At 70.9% G+C, this 18,577-nt stretch carries 16 protein-coding genes; 14 read left to right on the plus strand and 2 right to left on the minus strand.

What is annotated here, in order from left to right:
- Positions 1–116 precede the first annotated feature (116 nt).
- The gene (locus tag ACLF5H_RS15925) at positions 117–941 is read right to left on the minus strand and encodes a peptidylprolyl isomerase (RefSeq protein WP_421676728.1); all 825 of its coding nucleotides are present in this window, start codon (positions 939–941) and stop codon (positions 117–119) included.
- Between the two features lie 181 nt (positions 942–1,122).
- Between ACLF5H_RS15925 and ACLF5H_RS15930 the strand changes: the two genes are divergently transcribed.
- From ACLF5H_RS15930 to rpsD, 5 genes are all read left to right on the plus strand, one after another.
- Complete coding sequence (locus ACLF5H_RS15930; protein WP_421676729.1) at positions 1,123–1,830, plus strand: MBL fold metallo-hydrolase; 708 nt, start codon at positions 1,123–1,125, stop codon at positions 1,828–1,830.
- Between the two features lie 13 nt (positions 1,831–1,843).
- Positions 1,844–3,106, plus strand: coding sequence for a histidine--tRNA ligase (hisS, locus tag ACLF5H_RS15935; RefSeq protein ID WP_421676730.1), 1,263 nt, complete (start codon positions 1,844–1,846; stop codon positions 3,104–3,106).
- A 418-nt stretch (positions 3,107–3,524) separates the two neighbouring features.
- The gene (locus ACLF5H_RS15940) at positions 3,525–4,178 is read left to right on the plus strand and encodes a vitamin K epoxide reductase family protein (protein ID WP_421676731.1); all 654 of its coding nucleotides are present in this window, start codon (positions 3,525–3,527) and stop codon (positions 4,176–4,178) included.
- 71 nt (positions 4,179–4,249) lie between these two features.
- On the plus strand, positions 4,250–5,605 hold the full coding sequence (locus ACLF5H_RS15945) for a replication-associated recombination protein A (RefSeq protein WP_421676732.1): 1,356 nt from the start codon (positions 4,250–4,252) through the stop codon (positions 5,603–5,605).
- A 306-nt stretch (positions 5,606–5,911) separates the two neighbouring features.
- Complete coding sequence (rpsD, locus tag ACLF5H_RS15950; RefSeq protein WP_037651039.1) at positions 5,912–6,526, plus strand: 30S ribosomal protein S4; 615 nt, start codon at positions 5,912–5,914, stop codon at positions 6,524–6,526.
- A 117-nt stretch (positions 6,527–6,643) separates the two neighbouring features.
- On the opposite strand, the gene ACLF5H_RS15955 is transcribed toward rpsD, so the two are convergent.
- Positions 6,644–8,782, minus strand: a complete 2,139-nt coding sequence (locus tag ACLF5H_RS15955; RefSeq protein ID WP_421676733.1) for an ATP-binding protein — start codon at positions 8,780–8,782, stop codon at positions 6,644–6,646.
- A 152-nt stretch (positions 8,783–8,934) separates the two neighbouring features.
- Here ACLF5H_RS15955 and ACLF5H_RS15960 point away from each other — a divergent pair, with 152 nt between their 5' ends.
- From ACLF5H_RS15960 to aroB, 9 genes are all read left to right on the plus strand, one after another.
- The gene (locus tag ACLF5H_RS15960; protein WP_086808818.1) at positions 8,935–9,390 is read left to right on the plus strand and encodes a DUF948 domain-containing protein; all 456 of its coding nucleotides are present in this window, start codon (positions 8,935–8,937) and stop codon (positions 9,388–9,390) included.
- Between the two features lie 9 nt (positions 9,391–9,399).
- Positions 9,400–9,756, plus strand: coding sequence for a hypothetical protein (locus tag ACLF5H_RS15965; protein WP_421676734.1), 357 nt, complete (start codon positions 9,400–9,402; stop codon positions 9,754–9,756).
- On the plus strand, positions 9,756–12,428 hold the full coding sequence (alaS, locus tag ACLF5H_RS15970; RefSeq protein WP_421676735.1) for an alanine--tRNA ligase: 2,673 nt from the start codon (positions 9,756–9,758) through the stop codon (positions 12,426–12,428). The genes ACLF5H_RS15965 and alaS overlap by 1 nt, the downstream gene beginning before the upstream one ends.
- Before the next feature lie 25 nt (positions 12,429–12,453).
- Complete coding sequence (gene ruvX, locus ACLF5H_RS15975; protein ID WP_421676736.1) at positions 12,454–12,918, plus strand: Holliday junction resolvase RuvX; 465 nt, start codon at positions 12,454–12,456, stop codon at positions 12,916–12,918.
- A gap of 121 nt (positions 12,919–13,039) precedes the next feature.
- Entirely contained in the window at positions 13,040–14,743 is a 1,704-nt protein-coding gene (gene mltG / locus ACLF5H_RS15980; protein WP_421676737.1) for an endolytic transglycosylase MltG, read from the plus strand.
- Complete coding sequence (locus ACLF5H_RS15985; protein ID WP_421676738.1) at positions 14,724–15,563, plus strand: shikimate dehydrogenase; 840 nt, start codon at positions 14,724–14,726, stop codon at positions 15,561–15,563. The genes mltG and ACLF5H_RS15985 overlap by 20 nt, the downstream gene beginning before the upstream one ends.
- Positions 15,564–15,760: 197 nt before the next feature.
- Positions 15,761–16,945: a chorismate synthase gene (gene aroC, locus ACLF5H_RS15990; RefSeq protein ID WP_421676739.1), complete on the plus strand. Its 1,185-nt coding sequence runs from the start codon at positions 15,761–15,763 to the stop codon at positions 16,943–16,945.
- A complete protein-coding gene (locus ACLF5H_RS15995; protein ID WP_421676740.1) occupies positions 16,942–17,457 on the plus strand; it encodes a shikimate kinase in 516 nt (171 codons plus the stop codon). Before aroC ends, ACLF5H_RS15995 begins: the two co-directional genes overlap by 4 nt.
- Positions 17,454–18,545, plus strand: coding sequence for a 3-dehydroquinate synthase (gene aroB / locus ACLF5H_RS16000; protein WP_421676741.1), 1,092 nt, complete (start codon positions 17,454–17,456; stop codon positions 18,543–18,545). The genes ACLF5H_RS15995 and aroB overlap by 4 nt, the downstream gene beginning before the upstream one ends.
- The last annotated feature ends 32 nt before the right edge of the window (positions 18,546–18,577 follow it).

Here is an 18,577-nt window from a genome sequence, read left to right on the forward strand (position 1 = left end):
GCGCCTCAGCGCCCCCGGGCATCGACCACAGTTTCGTCACGGCCAACATAGGCGACCAGCGGGTTCCCTGTCCGCATCCAGCGCGACCGAAATTCCACCGACGGCCCCGGCCGCCCTCAGGACTTGGTGACCGTCGCCTTGTTGATCACCACGGTCGCGTTCGGGGCACCGTCACCCTGACCGGTGCTCTCGCCCGCCGCCGAGATCTTGTCCAGCACCTTCATGCCGGACGCCGAGATCGTGCCGAACGGCGTGTACTGCGGCGGCAGCGGGCTGTCCTTGTAGACCAGGAAGAACTGGCTGCCACCGGTGTGCTTCTGGCCGGTGTTGGCCATCGCCACCGTGCCCGCCGGATAGGTGTTCTTCTTCAGGCCGGCGTCCTTCAGGTTCTCGTCCGGCAGCGTGTAGCCGGGACCGCCCATGCCGGTGCCCTGCGGGTCGCCGCACTGGAGCACGTAGATGCCCTGCGTGGTCAGCCGGTGGCACTTGGTGTGGTCGAAGAAGCCCTTGCCCGCGAGGAAGTCGAAGGAGTTGACCGTGTGCGGGGCCGCCGACGTCTTCAGCGCGATCGGGATGTCACCGCACGTCGTGGAGAGGTCCAGCGTGTACTTCGCCGACGTGTCGATCGACATCGCCGGCTCCTTCTTCCAGCTGAGCTTCTTCACCGAGCCCGCCGCCGGCTTCTGGCACGGGTCCGGCGCCTTGCTCGGCTTCGCGGACGCGCTCGGCGTCGTCTTGGCGCCCGCGTCGGTCTTCTTGTCGTCGCCGCCCAGCACATGGGTCGTGTAGAGCGCCACACTGCCGATCACGATCACGCCCAGTACCGACGCGATCGCGGAGTTGCGCACGCGGGCCTTGCGCCGCGACTCGGTGCGTCGCTGCTGCTGCCGCAAGAACTTCTCCCGGGCGAGCTGACGCCGCCGCTGCTCCTGGCTGACCACCGGGTTTTCTCCTCATGCGTGTCGTGTGTCGAGCGGTACGCGTGCGTCCTCGTGGGCCGACCACTGCGTGTAGCCCCGTACCGTATATGGGTTCGCTGAGGAAACGGCAGCGCCGGTAGGCTCTGACTGCGGCCGAGGCCGCCTTGTCACCACTGGCACACCGATGAAACGAAGGACGATCGTGCTCATTGCCGGGTTCCCCGCCGGGGCCTGGGGGACGAACTGCTACCTCGTCGCCCCCGCCGCCGGTGAGGAGTGCGTGATCATCGACCCGGGCCACCAGGCCGCCGAGGGAGTCGAGGAAGCGCTGAAGAAGCATCGGCTCAAGCCCGTCGCCGTCGTCCTCACCCACGGCCACATCGACCATGTGGCCTCGGTCGTCCCCGTGTGCGGCGCCCATGACGTGCCCGCCTGGATCCACCCCGAGGACCGCTTCATGATGAGCGATCCGGAGAAGGCGCTGGGCCGCTCGATCGGCATGCCCCTGATGGGCGAGCTGACCGTGGGCGAGCCCGACGACGTACGGGAGCTGGCGGACGGCGCGAAGCTGGAGCTGGCCGGGCTGGAGTTCTCCGTCGCGCACGCGCCGGGCCATACCAAGGGGTCGGTGACCTTCCGGATGCCCGAGAGCGCCGACGTGCCGTCGGTGTTCTTCTCCGGGGATCTGCTGTTCGCCGGCTCCATCGGACGCACCGATCTGCCGGGCGGATCCATGGCGGACATGTTCGGGTCGCTGGCACGGGTGTGCCTGCCGCTCGACGACTCCACCGTGGTCCTGTCCGGCCACGGCCCCCAGACGACCATCGGCCGCGAGCGCGCCACCAACCCCTATCTGCGGGAAGTGGCAGCCGGCCAGGGAGCCCCCGCGGCTCCCCGACGAGGAATGTGACGAGAGAGCTTCCGTGAGCACCTTCCAGGCCCCCAAGGGCACCTACGACCTGATCCCGCCGGACTCCGCGACGTACCTGGCGGTCCGCGAGGCGATCGCCGCCCCGCTGCGCGACTCCGGCTACGGCTACATCGAGACCCCCGGTTTTGAGAACGTCGAGCTGTTCGCGCGCGGTGTCGGCGAGTCCACCGACATCGTCACCAAGGAGATGTACGCCTTCGAGACCAAGGGCGGCGACAAGCTCGCCCTGCGTCCCGAGGGCACGGCCTCCGTGCTGCGCGCGGCCCTGGAGGCCAACCTGCACAAGACCGGCAACCTCCCGGTCAAGCTCTGGTACTCGGGCTCGTACTACCGCTACGAACGCCCCCAGAAGGGCCGCTACCGCCACTTCTCCCAGGTCGGTGCCGAGGCGATCGGCGCGGAGGACCCGGCGCTGGACGCCGAGCTGATCATCCTGGCCGACCAGGCGTACCGCTCGCTGGGCCTGCGTAATTTCCGCATCCTGCTCAACAGCCTGGGCGACAAGGAGTGCCGCCCGGTGTACCGGGCCGCGCTCCAGGACTTCCTGCGCGGCCTGGACCTCGACGAGGACACGCTGCGGCGCGCCGAGATCAACCCGCTGCGCGTCCTGGACGACAAGCGCGAGTCGGTCCAGAAGCAGCTCACCGGCGCCCCGCTGCTGCGCGACTACCTGTGCGACGCCTGCAAGGCGTACCACGAGGAGGTCCGCGAGCTGATCACGGCGGCGGGCGTGGTCTTCGAGGACGACCCGAAGCTGGTCCGCGGCCTGGACTACTACACCCGCACCACCTTCGAGTTCGTGCACGACGGCCTCGGTTCGCAGTCCGCGGTGGGCGGCGGCGGCCGCTACGACGGCCTGTCCGAGATGATCGGCGGCCCCGCGCTGCCCTCCGTCGGCTGGGCCCTGGGCGTTGACCGCACGGTCCTCGCCCTGGAGGCCGAGGGCGTGGCGCTGGACCTCCCGTCCACCACCTCCGTGTACGCCGTCCCGCTCGGCGAGGAAGCCCGCCGCGTCCTGTTCGCCAAGGTCACCGAGTTGCGCAAGGTGGGCATCGCGGCGGACTTCGCGTACGGCGGCAAGGGCCTCAAGGGCGCCATGAAGAACGCCAACCGCAGCGGCGCCCGCTACACCCTGGTCGCCGGCGAGCGCGACCTCGCCGAGGGCGTCGTCCAGCTGAAGGACATGGAGTCCGGCGAGCAGAGCGCGATCGGTGTCAACGAGATCGTGGCGGAGCTGGAGTCGCGGCTCGGCTAGCGGCCGACAGCGAGTGAGTGAGGGAGGGCGCCGGGGACATCCCCGGCGCCCTCCCTCACCGCGTCGGCGGCCCGTGCCGGGGCGCGCTCGGGTCCGCCGTCAACCCGGTGGGTGCCGATTCGTCCTGCCGGACGATTTCCGTCCGGGGTCGCCGGACGCGGCCGTCCGTCGCCGGGCCGCGCCGGGCACCGGGTCCTCGCGTGCCGGATGCCGGGAGCCGGGCCGTCCGGACCCCGCACGTTCACCGTGCGTTCGCTCGCGTGTGCTGTCATGGCCTTGATGCTCCGGCCGGAACCATACGGTCCGTGACCACCGAGCGGGCCTTCTTATGCACATCGAACGGCGGACGGACAGACGGGTGCGGCACAATGGCCGGTGCCCGAAGATGGTCCAACTCTCAAGTGACGGAATCGGCGTGATGAGCAAGACGACAGTCAACGACGTCTCCGCGGTGTCCGGTCCCGACCGCCCCGCCGACGGCCGCACCGCGGGCACCAGCCGCGCCCTCGCCCTGCTGCTGGTCGTCACCGGCGCGGCCGGACTGCTGGCCGCCTGGGTGATCACGCTCGACAAGTTCAAGATCCTTGAGTACAAGGTCGCGGGCAAGACCTACACGCCCGGTTGCAGCGTGAACCCGGTGGTCTCCTGCGGCAGCGTGATGGAGAGCAAGCAGGCCGCCGCCTTCGGCTTCCCCAACCCGATGCTCGGCCTGGTCTGCTACGGCATCGTGATCTGCGTCGGCATGAGCCTGCTGACCCGTGCCCGCTTCCCGCGCTGGTACTGGCTGACCTTCAACTTCGGCACCCTCTTCGGTGTCTGCTTCGTCACCTGGCTCCAGTTCGAGTCGCTGTACCGGATCAACGCGCTGTGCCTGTGGTGCTCGCTGGCCTGGGTCGCCACGATCACCATGTTCTGGTACGTCACCTCGTTCAACGTCCGCAACGCCTTCCTGCCCGCGCCGCGCTGGCTGCGCTCCTTCCTCGGCGAGTTCACCTGGGTGCTGCCGGTCACCCACTGCGGCATCATCGCCATGCTGATCCTGACCCGCTGGGGCAGCGCCCTCTGGGCCTGAGACCTCACCCGCGGCCCGGTCCCGGCACGGGTCCGGGCCGCATTGTCAGTGCCGTGACTTAGGGTTTCAGCGTGGAACCCGACCTCTTCACCGCCGCAGCAGAAGAACGCCAGGAGAAGGACCCGGCGGCCAGCCCCCTGGCGGTGCGCATGCGCCCGCGCACCCTCGACGAGGTCGTGGGCCAGCAGCATCTGCTCAAGCCCGGCTCGCCCCTGCGCCGCCTGGTCGGCGAGGGCTCCGGCGGCCCCGCCGGACCGTCCTCGGTGATCCTCTGGGGCCCTCCCGGCACCGGCAAGACCACCCTCGCCTATGTGGTCTCCAAGGCCACCAACAAGCGTTTCGTGGAGCTGTCCGCGATCACCGCGGGCGTCAAGGAGGTGCGCGCGGTCATCGACGGTGCCCGCCGCGCCACCGGCGGCTTCGGCACCGAGACCGTCCTCTTCCTGGACGAGATCCACCGCTTCAGCAAGGCCCAGCAGGACTCCCTGCTCCCCGCCGTCGAGAACCGCTGGGTGACCCTGATCGCGGCCACCACCGAGAACCCCTACTTCTCGGTGATCTCCCCGCTGCTGTCCCGCTCCCTGCTGCTCACCCTCGAACCCCTCACCGACGACGACATCCGCGGCCTGCTCAAGCGCGCCCTGGGCGCCGATCGCGGTCTGAAGGGCGCGGTCACCCTCCCCGAGGACACCGAGGAGCACCTGCTGCGCATCGCGGGCGGCGACGCCCGGCGCGCCCTGACCGCCCTGGAGGCCGCCGCCGGGGCCGCCCTCGACCAGGGCGAGGGCGAGATCTCCCTCGCCACCCTGGAGCAGACCGTGGACCGCGCGGCGGTCACGTACGACCGCGACGGCGACCAGCACTACGACGTCGCCAGCGCCCTCATCAAGTCCATCCGCGGCTCCGACGTGGACGCGGCCCTGCACTACCTCGCCCGCATGGTCGAGGCCGGCGAGGACCCCCGGTTCATCGCCCGGCGCCTGATGATCTCCGCCAGTGAGGACATCGGCCTGGCCGACCCGAACGCGCTGCCCATCGCGGTCGCCGCCGCCCAGGCCGTCGCCATGATCGGCTTCCCCGAGGCGGCCCTCACCCTCAGCCACGCCACCATCGCCCTCGCGCTCGCCCCGAAGTCCAACTCCGCGACGACCGCGATAGGCGCCGCCCTGGACGACGTCCGCAAGGGCCTGTCCGGCGCGGTGCCGCCGCATCTGCGCGACGGCCACTACAAGGGCGCCGCCAAACTCGGCCACGCGCAGGGATACGTGTATCCGCACGACCTGCCCGAGGGCATCGCCGAGCAGCAGTACGCCCCGGACACGGTCAAGGACCGCGAGTACTACACGCCGACCCGGCACGGCGCCGAGGCGCGCTACGCGGACGCGGTCGACTGGACCCGCAGGCACCTCGGTCGCCGACGGTCCTGAGCAGCCTGTAGAATGCTCCGAAGCGCCCAGTCCCGTGCCGTCAGAGCGGGACAACGGGCCGGAGACCCTGTCCCCCCGGGGACGGACTCCAGGAGCGTCGCGCACCGTCGAACGGTGTCGCGGGCAGCCCACCATCACCCGGAGTCCCGGAGCGGTCGGTGGGCCACTCGCGTGCTGCACGTATGTGCCCAGATCAGGGAAGCGGCTGCCCAGCGGGTCCCCAGTGGACCGGCGGGTCTTCCCGGCTGCGGATGCGACCTCCCGAAACCTCTGGCAAGCCGAACACTACGAAACGAGATTGAGACAGTGGCGAACCAGTCCCGCCCCAAGGTCAAGAAGTCGCGTGCCCTCGGCATCGCGCTGACCCCGAAGGCCGTCAAGTACTTCGAGGCCCGCCCCTACCCGCCGGGCGAGCACGGCCGCGGTCGCAAGCAGAACTCGGACTACAAGGTCCGTCTGCTGGAGAAGCAGCGCCTGCGCGCTCAGTACGACATCTCCGAGCGCCAGCTGGTCCGCGCCTACGAGCGTGCCTCCAAGGTCCAGGGCAAGACCGGTGAGGCCCTGATCGTGGAGCTGGAGCGCCGCCTCGACGCGCTGGTCCTGCGCTCGGGTCTCGCCCGCACGATCTACCAGGCCCGCCAGATGGTCGTCCACGGCCACATCCAGGTCAACGGCCAGAAGGTCGACAAGCCGTCCTTCCGTGTCCGTCCGGACGACGTCGTGCAGGTCCGCGACCGCTCCAAGGACAAGACGCTCTTCCAGATCTCCCGTGAGGGTGGCTTCGCCGCGGACGGCGAGACCCCGCGCTACCTCCAGGTGAACCTCAAGGCCCTGGCGTTCCGCCTGGACCGTGAGCCGAACCGCAAGGAGATCCCGGTGATCTGCGACGAGCAGCTCGTCGTCGAGTACTACGCCCGCTGATCCCAGCCCCGGCGCAGCACCGCACTCCGGCCCGCCGTCTTCCCCGCCCTGTCCGGGCGGGGGAGGCGGCGGTTCCGCGTTTCCAGGGCGGCACGCGGGGACGCGGTGCCACCCGCCCTACCGGCCCTTCCTCGCCTCGCAGCCCCCGCGGGCGCGCACCGCGTCCCACCGTGCGGCCCCGCGCGGCGCCGGTACCGCAGCCTGCGACGACGGGCTCCCCTTTTGGCCCAGCGCCCGGCTGACCGCGGCCTCCCGGTCCAGGCGCCCCCCGCGTCGTACGCACTCCTCGTAACGGGTGTCCCCGAGCGCCCCGCGGGCGGCCGACTCGCACTGGACGTGCGGCGCGTTGTAGTGCGCCGAACCGAAGAGGGGCAGGCCCACCGAGGGCCACAGCCGGGCGGCCGCGCCCTGCAGGACGGCCGCTTCCGCGGGATCGCCCTCGGTCGCCGTCACCAGGGCGAGCAGTTCGAGGGTCAGCACCGAGCCGAGCAGATCGTCGAAGGCATGGGCGTTGCGCAGGCACTCGGTCAGCAGCTCCCGAGCCCGCCCCGGCGCGCCCTCCCGCCAGGCGGCGTACGCCAGCACGTACAGCGCGTACGACCGCGCCCAGCGCTCCCCGTGCTCCTCGCACACCCGGCGCACGTCCTCGCACAGCCGTACCGCCTCCGGCAGATCCCCCCGGAAGGCGCGGGCCATCGCCAGCTCGACGCGCCCCATGAGCACATTGCTGTTCAGCTCGCCGATCTCCGCATAGCGCGCCAGCGCCGAGCGCAGCAGCGTTTCTGCACGCGGCAGATCGTCCGTGACCAGCGCCAGACAGCCGGTGCGGTGCTCCGCGTACGCCAGCGCCGACGCGTCCGCCGACCGCTCCGCCCGCTCCCGGCACGCGCGCAACGCCTGCCGGGCGGGCCCGCTGTCGCCCTGGAGCACCGCCACGTACCCGAGCACCCACAGCGCCTTCAGCCGGGACCGCTCGTAGCCCGACTCCAGCGCCACGCTCCGCTCCAGCCAGCGCCGCCCCTCCGCCAGCCGCCCGCAGCCCACCCAGCAGAACCACAGCGACCCCGCCAGGTACTGCCCCAGATGTGCCTCCATGGGCTCGCCGAGGCAGAACTCCAGCGCGGCCCGCAGGCTGGGCAGCTCCACCGCCACCCGTGCGGCCACCTCCCGCTGCCGGGGCGAGAACCACTCCAGTTCGCACCAGGTCGCCAGGCCCACGTACCAGTCCCGGTGCCGCCGCCGCAGCCGCGCAGCCTCCCCGGTCGCCTCCAGCCAGCCGGCGCCGTAGGCCCGCACGGTGTCCAGCATCCGGTAGCGCGGCCCGGCCGCGGTCTCCTCGCGGGCGATCACCGACTGGGCCAGCAGCTCCGAGAGCACATCGAGGACGTCCGTGTCGGGCAGCCCGTCCCCGCTGCACACGTACTCGACCGCCTCCAGGTCGAAGGTCCCCGCGAACACCGTGAGCCGCGCCCACAGCAGCCGCTCCGGCGGGGTGCACAGCTCATGGCTCCAGCCGATCGCCGTGCGCAGCGTCCGATGGCGGGGGAGCGCGTCGCGGCGGCCGCCGGTCAGCAGCCGGAACCGGTCGTCCAGCCGGTCCAGCAGCTGCGCCGGGGACAGCGCCCGCAGGCGCGCCGCCGCCAGCTCCAGCGCCAGCGGGATGCCGTCGAGCCGTGCGCACAGCTCCCGCACCTCGGGCTCGTCGGACACCGTGATCCCCTGCTCCCGGGCCCGGTCCACGAGCAGCCGCACCGCCTCGTCCGCGCCGAGCGGCGCCAGCGGGAACAGCAGCTCGCCCGCGAGGCCCAGCGGGCGCCGGCCCACCGCCAGCACCCGCAGCTGGGGAAGCTCGCGCAGGAGCTGCGCGACCAGCTCGGCGGTGGCCGCCACCAGATGCTCGAACCCGTCGAGGACCAGCAGCGTGGGGCGCGCGGCCAGCTGCTCCAGCATCGTCTCGCGGGGCGTCCGGGTGGTGTGATCGGTCAGCCCGAGAGCCTCCGCCACCTCGTACTCCACGAACTCCGGGTCGTGCGCCGGTGCCAGCTCCACCCAGCCGTGCGCCGTCTCCCACTCCGCCACGACCCGCGCGGCCAGCCGGGACTTGCCCACCCCGCCGGCCCCGGTCACCGTCACCAGCCGGGCCGACCGCAACGCCGCGGCGAGCCCCGCCGTCTCCGCCGTGCGTCCGACGAATCCGGTCAGGCCAAGGGGCGGCTCGCCGTCGGCGAAAGGTTCTGGGCACTGAGGACCTCGCATGGGACACGGAGCGTACTGAACCGTGTTCATTCCGTACAATCGCTTGCCGTAACTCCACCGTTCCCGCCGGTAATCCGGTACGGAGCGTCCGCCCCGGCGCGATAGGCTCGGGACACGACTTTTCCGATGCTCAGGCACGTTTCAGGGAGCGGGTGCGCACAGTGTCCGGTGGCGAGGTGGCCGGGATCCTGGTGGCCGTCTTCTGGGCGATCCTGGTCTCCTTCCTCGCGGTGGCGCTCGCGAGGGTGGCCCAGACGCTCAAGGCGACCACCAAGCTCGTGGCGGACGTGACCGACCAGGCGGTGCCGCTGCTCGCGGACGCCTCCCAGGCGGTGCGCTCCGCGCAGACCCAGATCGACCGGGTCGACGCGATCGCCACCGACGTCCAGGAGGTCACCTCCAACGCCTCCGCCCTGTCCACCACCGTCGCCTCCACCTTCGGCGGCCCGCTGGTCAAGGTCGCGGCCTTCGGCTACGGCGTCCGCAGGGCGCTCGGCGGCCGCAAGGAGGAGGACGTGCCCGGGAATTCGGCCCGGCGTACCGTGATCGTGGGCCGCACGGTCCCCGCCGCACGACGCAAGCGCAACCTCCGCGGGAAGAGGGACTGAGACCGAGCCATGTTCCGTCGTACCTTCTGGTTCGGCACCGGCGTCGCCGCCGGTGTCTGGGCCACCACCAAGGTCAACCGCAAGCTGCGGCAGCTGACCCCCGAGAGCCTGGCCGCGACCGCGGCCAACAAGGCCCTGGAGACGGGTCAGCGCCTGAAGGACCGCGCGGTCGGCTTCGCGCTCGACGTCCGCGACAACATGGCCCAGCGGGAGGACGAGCTCCAGGAGGCCCTCGGCATCCAGGACGACGCGCTCCCGGCGCCCCGGCGGCTCACCGCCATCGAGTACACCCCGAACACCAACCGCACCAACCCGAAGTACATCGAATCCCCGATGCACTCGTACAACCGGAATGAGGACCACTGATGGAGTCGGCCGAGATTCGCCGCCGCTGGCTGAGCTTCTACGAGGAGCGCGGTCACACCGTCGTCCCTTCGGCGTCGCTCATCGCGGACGACCCGACTCTGCTCCTCGTCCCCGCCGGCATGGTGCCCTTCAAGCCCTACTTCCTGGGTGAGGTCAAGCCGCCCTTCCAGCGCGCCACCAGCGTGCAGAAGTGCGTGCGCACGCCCGACATCGAAGAGGTCGGCAAGACCACCCGCCACGGCACGTTCTTCCAGATGTGCGGCAACTTCTCCTTCGGCGACTACTTCAAGGAAGGCGCCATCAAGTACGCCTGGGAGCTGCTCACCAGCCCCCAGGACAAGGGCGGTTACGGCCTCGACCCCGAGCGCCTGTGGATCACCGTCTACCTGGACGACGACGAGGCCGAGCGGATCTGGCACGAGGTCGTCGGCGTGCCCAAGGAGCGCATCCAGCGCCTGGGCAAGAAGGACAACTTCTGGTCCATGGGCGTCCCCGGACCCTGCGGCCCCTGCTCGGAGATCAACTACGACCGCGGCCCCGAGTTCGGCGTCGAGGGCGGCCCGGCCGTCAACGACGAGCGGTACGTGGAGATCTGGAACCTCGTCTTCATGCAGTACGAGCGGGGCGAGGGCACCGGCAAGGACGACTTCGAGATCCTCGGCGACCTGCCCAGCAAGAACATCGACACCGGCCTCGGTCTCGAACGCCTCGCCATGATTCTGCAGGGCGTGCAGAACATGTACGAGATCGACACCTCGATGGCCGTCATCGAGAAGGCCACCGAGCTGACCGGTGTCCGCTACGGCGACGCCCACGACTCGGACGTCTCCCTGCGCGTGGTCACCGACCACATGCGCACGTCCGTGATGCTCATCGGCGACGGCGTCACCCCGGGCAACGAGGGCCGCGGCTATGTGCTGCGCCGCATCATGCGCCGCGCCATCCGCAACATGCGGCTGCTGGGCGCCACCGGACCGGTTGTCAAGAACCTGGTCGACACCGTGATCGCCATGATGGGCCAGCAGTACCCGGAGCTGGTCGCCGACCGCGAGCGCATCGAGAAGGTCGCCGTCGCCGAGGAGAACGCCTTCCTCAAGACGCTGAAGGCCGGCACCAACATCCTGGACACCGCCGTCACCGAGACCAAGCAGTCCGGCGGCGGCGTCCTGTCCGGCGAGAAGGCCTTCCTGCTCCACGACACCTGGGGCTTCCCGATCGACCTCACCCTGGAGATGGCCGCCGAACAGGGCCTCGCCGTGGACGAAGAGGGCTTCCGCCGCCTGATGAAGGAGCAGCGGGAGCGCGCCAAGGCCGACGCCCAGGCCAAGAAGACCGGCCACGCCGACCTCGGTGCCTACCGCGAGATCGCCGACAGCGCCGGCGCCACCGACTTCATCGGGTACGCCGACACCGAGGGCGAGTCCACCATCGTGGGCCTCCTGGTCGACGGCGTCTCCTCGCCCGCCGCCTCCGAGGGCGACGAGGTCGAGGTCGTCCTGGACCGCACCCCGTTCTACGCCGAGGGCGGCGGCCAGATCGGCGACACCGGCCGGATCAAGGCCGACTCCGGTGCCGTGATCGAGATCCGCGACTGCCAGAAGCCGGTCCCGGGTGTGTACGTGCACAAGGGCGTCGTCCAGGTCGGCGAGGTGACCGTCGGCGCCAAGGCCCAGGCCACCATCGACGTGCGCCGCCGCAAGGCCATCGCCCGCGCCCACTCGGCCACCCACCTCACCCACCAGGCCCTGCGCGACGCCCTCGGTCCGACGGCCGCCCAGGCCGGTTCCGAGAACCAGCCCGGCCGCTTCCGCTTCGACTTCGGCTCGCCGTCCGCCGTGCCGACGGCCGTGATGACCGACGTCGAGCAGAAGATCAACGAGGTCCTCGCCCGCGACCTCGATGTGCACGCCGAGGTCATGGGCATCGACGAGGCCAAGAAGCAGGGTGCCATCGCCGAGTTCGGCGAGAAGTACGGTGAGCGGGTCCGCGTGGTCACCATCGGCGACTTCTCCAAGGAGCTGTGCGGCGGCACGCATGTGCACAACACTGCCCAGCTGGGTCTGGTGAAGCTGCTCGGCGAGTCCTCCATCGGCTCCGGTGTGCGCCGGATCGAGGCCCTGGTCGGCGTGGACGCCTACAACTTCCTCGCCCGTGAGCACACGGTCGTCAACCAGCTGACCGAGCTGCTCAAGGGCCGCTCCGAGGAGCTGCCGGAGAAGGTCTCCGCCATGCTCGGCAAGCTGAAGGACGCCGAGAAGGAGATCGAGAAGTTCCGCGCCGAGAAGGTGCTCCAGGCCGCCGGTGGTCTCGCCGACTCGGCCAAGGACGTGCGGGGCATCGCCCTGGTCGCCGGGCAGGTCCCGGACGGCACCACACCGGACGACCTGCGCAAGCTGGTCCTCGATGTGCGCGGCCGCATCCAGGGCGGCCGGGCCGCCGTGGTCGCCCTGTTCACGGTGAACAACGGCAAGCCGCTGACCGTCATCGCCACCAACGAGGCCGCCCGCGAGCGTGGTCTGAAGGCCGGTGACCTGGTGCGCACGGCCGCCAAGACCCTCGGTGGCGGCGGTGGCGGCAAGCCGGACGTCGCCCAGGGCGGCGGTCAGAACCCGGCCGCCGTCGGCGAGGCCGTCGAGGCCGTCGAGCGTCTCGTCACCGAGACCGCCAAGTGATATCCGAGTAAGGAAACGGTCGGAAATGCGCAGAGGACGTCGGCTTTCGATCGACGTCGGGGACGCCCGGATCGGGGTCGCCTCGTGCGACCCCGACGGGATCCTCGCCACCCCGGTGGAGACGGTCCCCGGCCGGGACATCCCCGCCGCCCACCGCCGGTTGCGTCAACTGGTGGCGGAGTATGAGCCGATCGAGGTAGTCGTCGGTCTCCCTCGCTCCCTCAAGGGGGGCGAGGGGCCGGCCGCCGTCAAGGTCCGCGTCTTCACCCAGGAGCTGGCCAAGGGCATCAAGCCGGTGCCGGTCCGCCTCGTGGACGAGCGGATGACCACGGTGACGGCCTCGCAGGGACTGCGCGCCTCGGGTGTGAAGTCCAAGAAGGGCCGGTCCGTCATCGACCAGGCCGCGGCCGTGATCATCCTCCAGCAGGCCCTCGAATCCGAACGGGTGTCAGGTAAGCCACCCGGCGAGGGCGTCGAAGTGGTCATCTGATCGCGATACGGTAACGTTCCGCGCGATGCGGCGGCGTTCGAACAGCCGCCGCACAGCAAGAGGCGGAGCGGAAGCCGGCCCCCGGCCGCGTGACCGTCGGCCTCGCGGCTCTAGGGGATCGATGACTGAGTATGGCCGGGGCCCAGGCTCCGAACCGTGGCATCCGCAGGACCCGTTGTACGGGGACGGCGGATGGGAAGGGCAGCAGGCGTACGCCGGGCATCAGGCTGCCTACGGCGGCCTGTCGCAGCAGCAGTACCCGCAGCAGCCGCAGCAGCAGTACGGCGGTGAGTGGACCCAGGGTCACCAGCCCGGGTACGACGGCCAGCAGTACCCGTACTACGGTGACCAGGGCCATCCCCAGTACGACCCCCAGTACCAGGGCCAGTATCCGCAGCACCCGCAGCAGCCCGGCCCTCACCAGGGCGGCTGGGATGCGACCGGCACCCACGGCCAGGTGCCCTACGCGGCCGACCCCGGCGACCCCTACGGGCAGCAGCCCGTGGCGTACGGCGCCGAACAGCCCGACCTCTACGGCACCGAGGACGCCTACCCCCCGCCGGAGCCCCCCGGCCGCAGGCGCCCCGAGGCCGAACCCGATCCGGGGGCCCCCGCCGACGACGAGGAGGAGGAACACGCCTTCTTCGCGGGCGGCGGGGACGACGACGAGGACGGCGAGGAGCACGAACTGGCCGGCCGCAGGGAGCGGCGCGGCGGCAAAGGCAGAAAACCCGTCAAGAGCAAGAAACGCCGCACCGGCTGCGCCTGCATGGTCGTCGTCCTGGTCTTCGGCGGCGGCCTCGGCGGAGTCGGGTACTACGGCTACAAGTTCTACCAAAATCGTTTCGCCCCGGCCCCGGACTACGCGGGCGACGGCACCGGCGTGACGGTGACCGTCGAGATCCCCAAGGGCGCGGGCGGCTGGGACATCGGACGGCGGCTGAAAGAGGCCGGTGTCGTCAAGAGCGCCGACGCGTTCGTGCACGCCCAGGGCACGACACCGGGCGGTGACTCGATCCAGGCCGGCGCCTATCTCCTGAAAAAGGAGATGTCCGCCGCGAGCGCGGTGCGCATGATGCTCGACCCGAAGAGCCAGAACAATGTGATGGTGACGCCGGGCGAGCGTAATTCCGCCGTCTACCAGATCATCGACAAGAAGCTTGAAATGCCCGCCGGCAGCACCGAGAAGATCGCGAAGAAGGATTACAGCAGCCTCGGGATCCCGGCCTGGGCGCAGAAGAGCTCCGAGATGAAGGACCCGCTGGAGGGCTTCCTCTTCCCGGGCACCTACCCGGCGGCCAAGGGTATGAAGCCGGACGCGATCCTCAGGCAGATGGTGGCCCAGGCCAAGGAGCGGTACGCCGCCTACGGGCTGGACGCGAAGGCCAAGTCCCTTGGTCTGCATGACGCGTTCGAGCTGGTCACGGTCGCGAGCCTGGTCCAGGCCGAGGGCAAGACGCACGAGGACTTCCGCAAGATGGCCGAGGTGGTCTACAACCGCCTGAAGCCCACCAACACCGAGACGAACCAGCTGCTCCAGTTCGACTCGACGTACAACTACGCCAAGGGCACCAGCAACATCCATATCTCCGAGAAGGAGATCAACAGCAACCAGAGCCCGTACAACACGTACACCCACAAGGGCTTGCCGCCCGGTCCGATCGGAAACCCCGGCGAGGACGCGATCAAGGCGGCGCTGAATCCGACCCACGACGGCTGGATCTATTTCGTGGCGACCGACGGTACGACCAATACCGAATTCGCCAAGACATACGAAGAATTCCAGCAACTCAAGGACAAGTTCAATGCCAGCTCGGGCAACTGACGCCCGCCGGGCCGCCGTGCTCGGAAAGCCCATCGCCCACTCGTTCTCCCCGGTGCTGCACCGGGCCGCCTACGCCGAACTCGGCCTCACCGGCTGGTCGTACGACCGGTTCGAGGTCGACGAGGCGGAGCTGCCCGGCTTCTTCGAGAAGCTCGGGCCCGAGTGGGCGGGGCTGTCGCTGACCATGCCGCTGAAGCGGGCGGTCATCCCGCTGCTGGACGAGATCAGCGAGACCGCCGCCTCGGTGGACGCGGTCAACACGGTCGTGTTCGACGCGGACGGCCGCAAGCGCGGCGACAACACCGATGTCCCGGGCATGGTGGCCGCGCTGCGCGAACACGGCATCGAAGAGGTCGGGTCCGCCGCGATCCTCGGCGCCGGGGCCACCGCGTCCTCGGCGCTCGCCGCCCTCTCCCGTGTCTGCACCGGCGAGGTCGTCGCCTATGTGCGCAGCGAGCCCCGCGCCGCCGAGATGCGCCGGTGGGGCCGCCGCCTCGATGTGGACGTCCGTACGGCCGACTGGTCGGACGCGGCCGAGGCGCTGCGTGCCCCGCTGGTGATCGCCACCACCCCGGCCGGTACCACGGACGCCCTCGCCGCCGCCGTGCCCGAGCGCCCCGCCACCCTCTTCGACGTGCTCTACGAGCCCTGGCCCACCGAGCTGGCCGCCCGCTGGTCCATGTACGGCGGCGCGGTGGTCGGCGGCCTCGACCTGCTGGTCCACCAGGCCGTCCTCCAGGTCGAGCAGATGACCGGACGCGCCCCGGCGCCGCTGGAGGCCATGCGCCGGGCCGGGGAAGCGGCACTCGCCGCCCGCTGAACGGCCGCGTCCGGCCCGCGTCCCGGCCAGGGACGGCCCGTACCCCGTCCGCTTGCTGGACCGGGCACCGGACACCCGCCGCGGACGTGGGAGGATCGGACATGGCGGACCGGGGTCGCGCATCCGGTCACACCGTCGGCGCCCGCGGAAAGACGCGTGGGCCGGGCAGTACCGGGCGCGATCACTGAGGAGCACCGTTGAGCAGGCTGCGTTGGCTGACCGCGGGGGAGTCCCACGGTCCCGCACTTGTGGCGACGCTGGAGGGCCTTCCCGCCGGCGTACCGATCACCACGGAGATGGTGGCGGACCACCTCGCGCGGCGGCGGCTCGGCTATGGCCGCGGTGCGCGGATGAAGTTCGAGCGCGACGAGGTCACCTTTCTGGGTGGTGTCCGGCACGGACTGACCCTCGGCTCCCCGGTCGCGATCATGGTGGGCAACACCGAGTGGCCGAAGTGGGAGCAGGTCATGTCGGCCGACCCGGTCGACGCCGAGATCCTCGACGGGCTCGCCCGCAACGCGCCGCTGACCCGGCCGCGGCCCGGTCACGCGGACCTCGCGGGCATGCAGAAGTACGACTTCGAGGAGGCCCGCCCGATCCTGGAGCGCGCCTCCGCCCGGGAGACCGCCGCCCGGGTGGCGCTGGGCGCGGTGGCCCGGTCGTACCTGAAGGAGACGGCCGGGATCGAGATCGTCTCCCATGTGGTCGAGCTGTGCTCGGTCAAGGCCCCCGCCGGGGTGTACCCGACGCCGGCCGATGTGGAGAAGCTGGACGCGGACCCGCTGCGCTGCCTGGACGCGGACGCGTCGCGGGCGATGGTCGAGGAGGTCGACCAGGCCCACAAGGACGGCGACACCCTCGGCGGCGTGGTCGAGGTGCTGGCGTACGGCGTGCCGGTCGGTCTGGGCTCGCATGTGCACTGGGACCGCAAGCTGGACGCGCACCTGGCCGGTGCCCTGATGGGCATCCAGGCGATCAAGGGCGTGGAGATCGGCGACGGCTTCGAGCTGGCCCGGGTGCCGGGCTCCCAGGCGCACGACGAGATCGTGAGCACCCCGGAGGGCATCCGGCGGGTCTCCGGCCGCGCGGGCGGCACCGAGGGCGGTCTGTCCACGGGTGAGCTGCTGCGGGTGCGGGCGGCGATGAAGCCGATCGCGACCGTGCCGCGCGCGCTGCGCACCGTGGACGTGACCACCGGCGAGGCCGCGCAGGCCCACCACCAGCGCTCCGACGTCTCCGCGGTGCCCGCCGCGGGCATCGTGGCCGAGGCCATGGTCGCGCTGGTCCTCGCGGACGCGGTCGCGGAGAAGTTCGGCGGCGACTCGGTGGGCGAGACCCGCCGAAACGTCCGCTCGTACCTCGATCACCTGCGGATCCGATGAGCGGGCCGCGTCTCGTCCTCGTCGGCCCGATGGGCGTCGGCAAGTCCACCGTGGGCCGGCTGCTGGCCGAGCGGCTGGGCGTCGGCTACCGGGACACCGACGACGACATCGTGGCCGCCGAGGGCCGGGAGATCTCCGAGATCTTCGTGGACGAGGGTGAGGAGCACTTCCGGGCGCTGGAGAAGGCGGCCGTGGCCACCGCGCTCGCCGAACACCGGGGCGTGCTCGCGCTCGGCGGCGGCGCGGTCCTCGACGCGGACACCCGGGCGCTGCTCGCCCCGCAGCCGGTGGTCTACCTCTCCATGGACGTGGAGGAGGCGGTCCGCCGCACCGGTCTGAACGTGGCCCGCCCGCTGCTCGCGGTCAACCCGCGCAAGCAGTGGCGCGAGCTGATGGAGGCCCGGCGCCACTTGTACGAGGAGGTCGCCACCGCCGTCGTCACCACCGATGGGCGCACCCCCGAAGAGGTCACCCGAGCAGCGCTGGACGCACTGGAGTTGAAGAAGGCATGAGCGAGGCAGTCACCCGGATCCAGGTCGCGGGCAGCGCGGGCACCGACCCGTACGAGGTGCTGGTCGGCCGCCAACTCCTGGGCGAGCTGGCCGGGTTGATCGGCCCCAGGGCCAAGCGGGTCGCGGTGATCCACCCGGAGGCGCTGGACGGGACCGGGGACGCGCTCCGCGCCGACCTGGCCGATCAGGGCTACGAGGCGATCGCCATCCAGGTGCCCAACGCCGAGGAGGCCAAGACCGCCGAGGTCGCCGCCTACTGCTGGAAGGCGCTCGGCCAGTCCAACTTCACCCGCACCGACGTCATCGTCGGCGTGGGCGGCGGCGCGACCACCGACCTGGCCGGGTTCGTGGCCGCGACCTGGCTGCGCGGGGTGCGCTGGATCGCCGTACCGACCACCGTGCTCGCCATGGTGGACGCGGCGGTCGGCGGCAAGACGGGCATCAACACCGCCGAGGGCAAGAACCTGGTCGGTGCCTTCCACCCGCCGGCCGGGGTGCTGTGCGACCTGGCCGCGCTGGACTCGCTGCCGGTCAACGACTACGTGTCCGGGCTCGCCGAGATCATCAAGGCCGGTTTCATCGCCGACCCGGTGATCCTCGACCTGATCGAGGCCGACACCGAGGCCGCGCGGAGCCCGCAGGGCCCGCACACCGCCGAGCTGATCGAACGCTCGATCCGGGTGAAGGCCGAGGTGGTCTCCTCGGACCTGAAGGAGTCCGGCCGCCGGGAGATCCTCAACTACGGCCATACGCTCGGCCACGCCATCGAGAAGAACGAGCGCTACAAGTGGCGGCACGGCGCCGCGGTCGCGGTCGGCATGCACTTCGCCGCCGAACTCGGCCGTCTCGCGGGCCGGTTGGACGACGCGACCGCCGACCGGCACCGCGCGATCCTCGAAGCCGTCGGCCTGCCGCTGCACTACCGCTACGACCAGTGGCCCAAGTTGGTCGAGAACATGAAGGTCGACAAGAAGTCCCGCGGCGACCTGCTGCGCTTCATCGTCCTCGACGGGCTGGCCAAGCCGACCGTCCTGGAGGGCCCGGACCCGGCCGTCCTGCTGGCCGCCTACGGGGAAGTCGGCGAGTAGCTCCGCGTTCTCGCAGGTTGCGCCATCTTTCT

This window comes from Streptomyces sp. LaBMicrA B280, assembly GCF_049222185.1.
GTDB lineage: Bacteria > Actinomycetota > Actinomycetes > Streptomycetales > Streptomycetaceae > Streptomyces > Streptomyces murinus.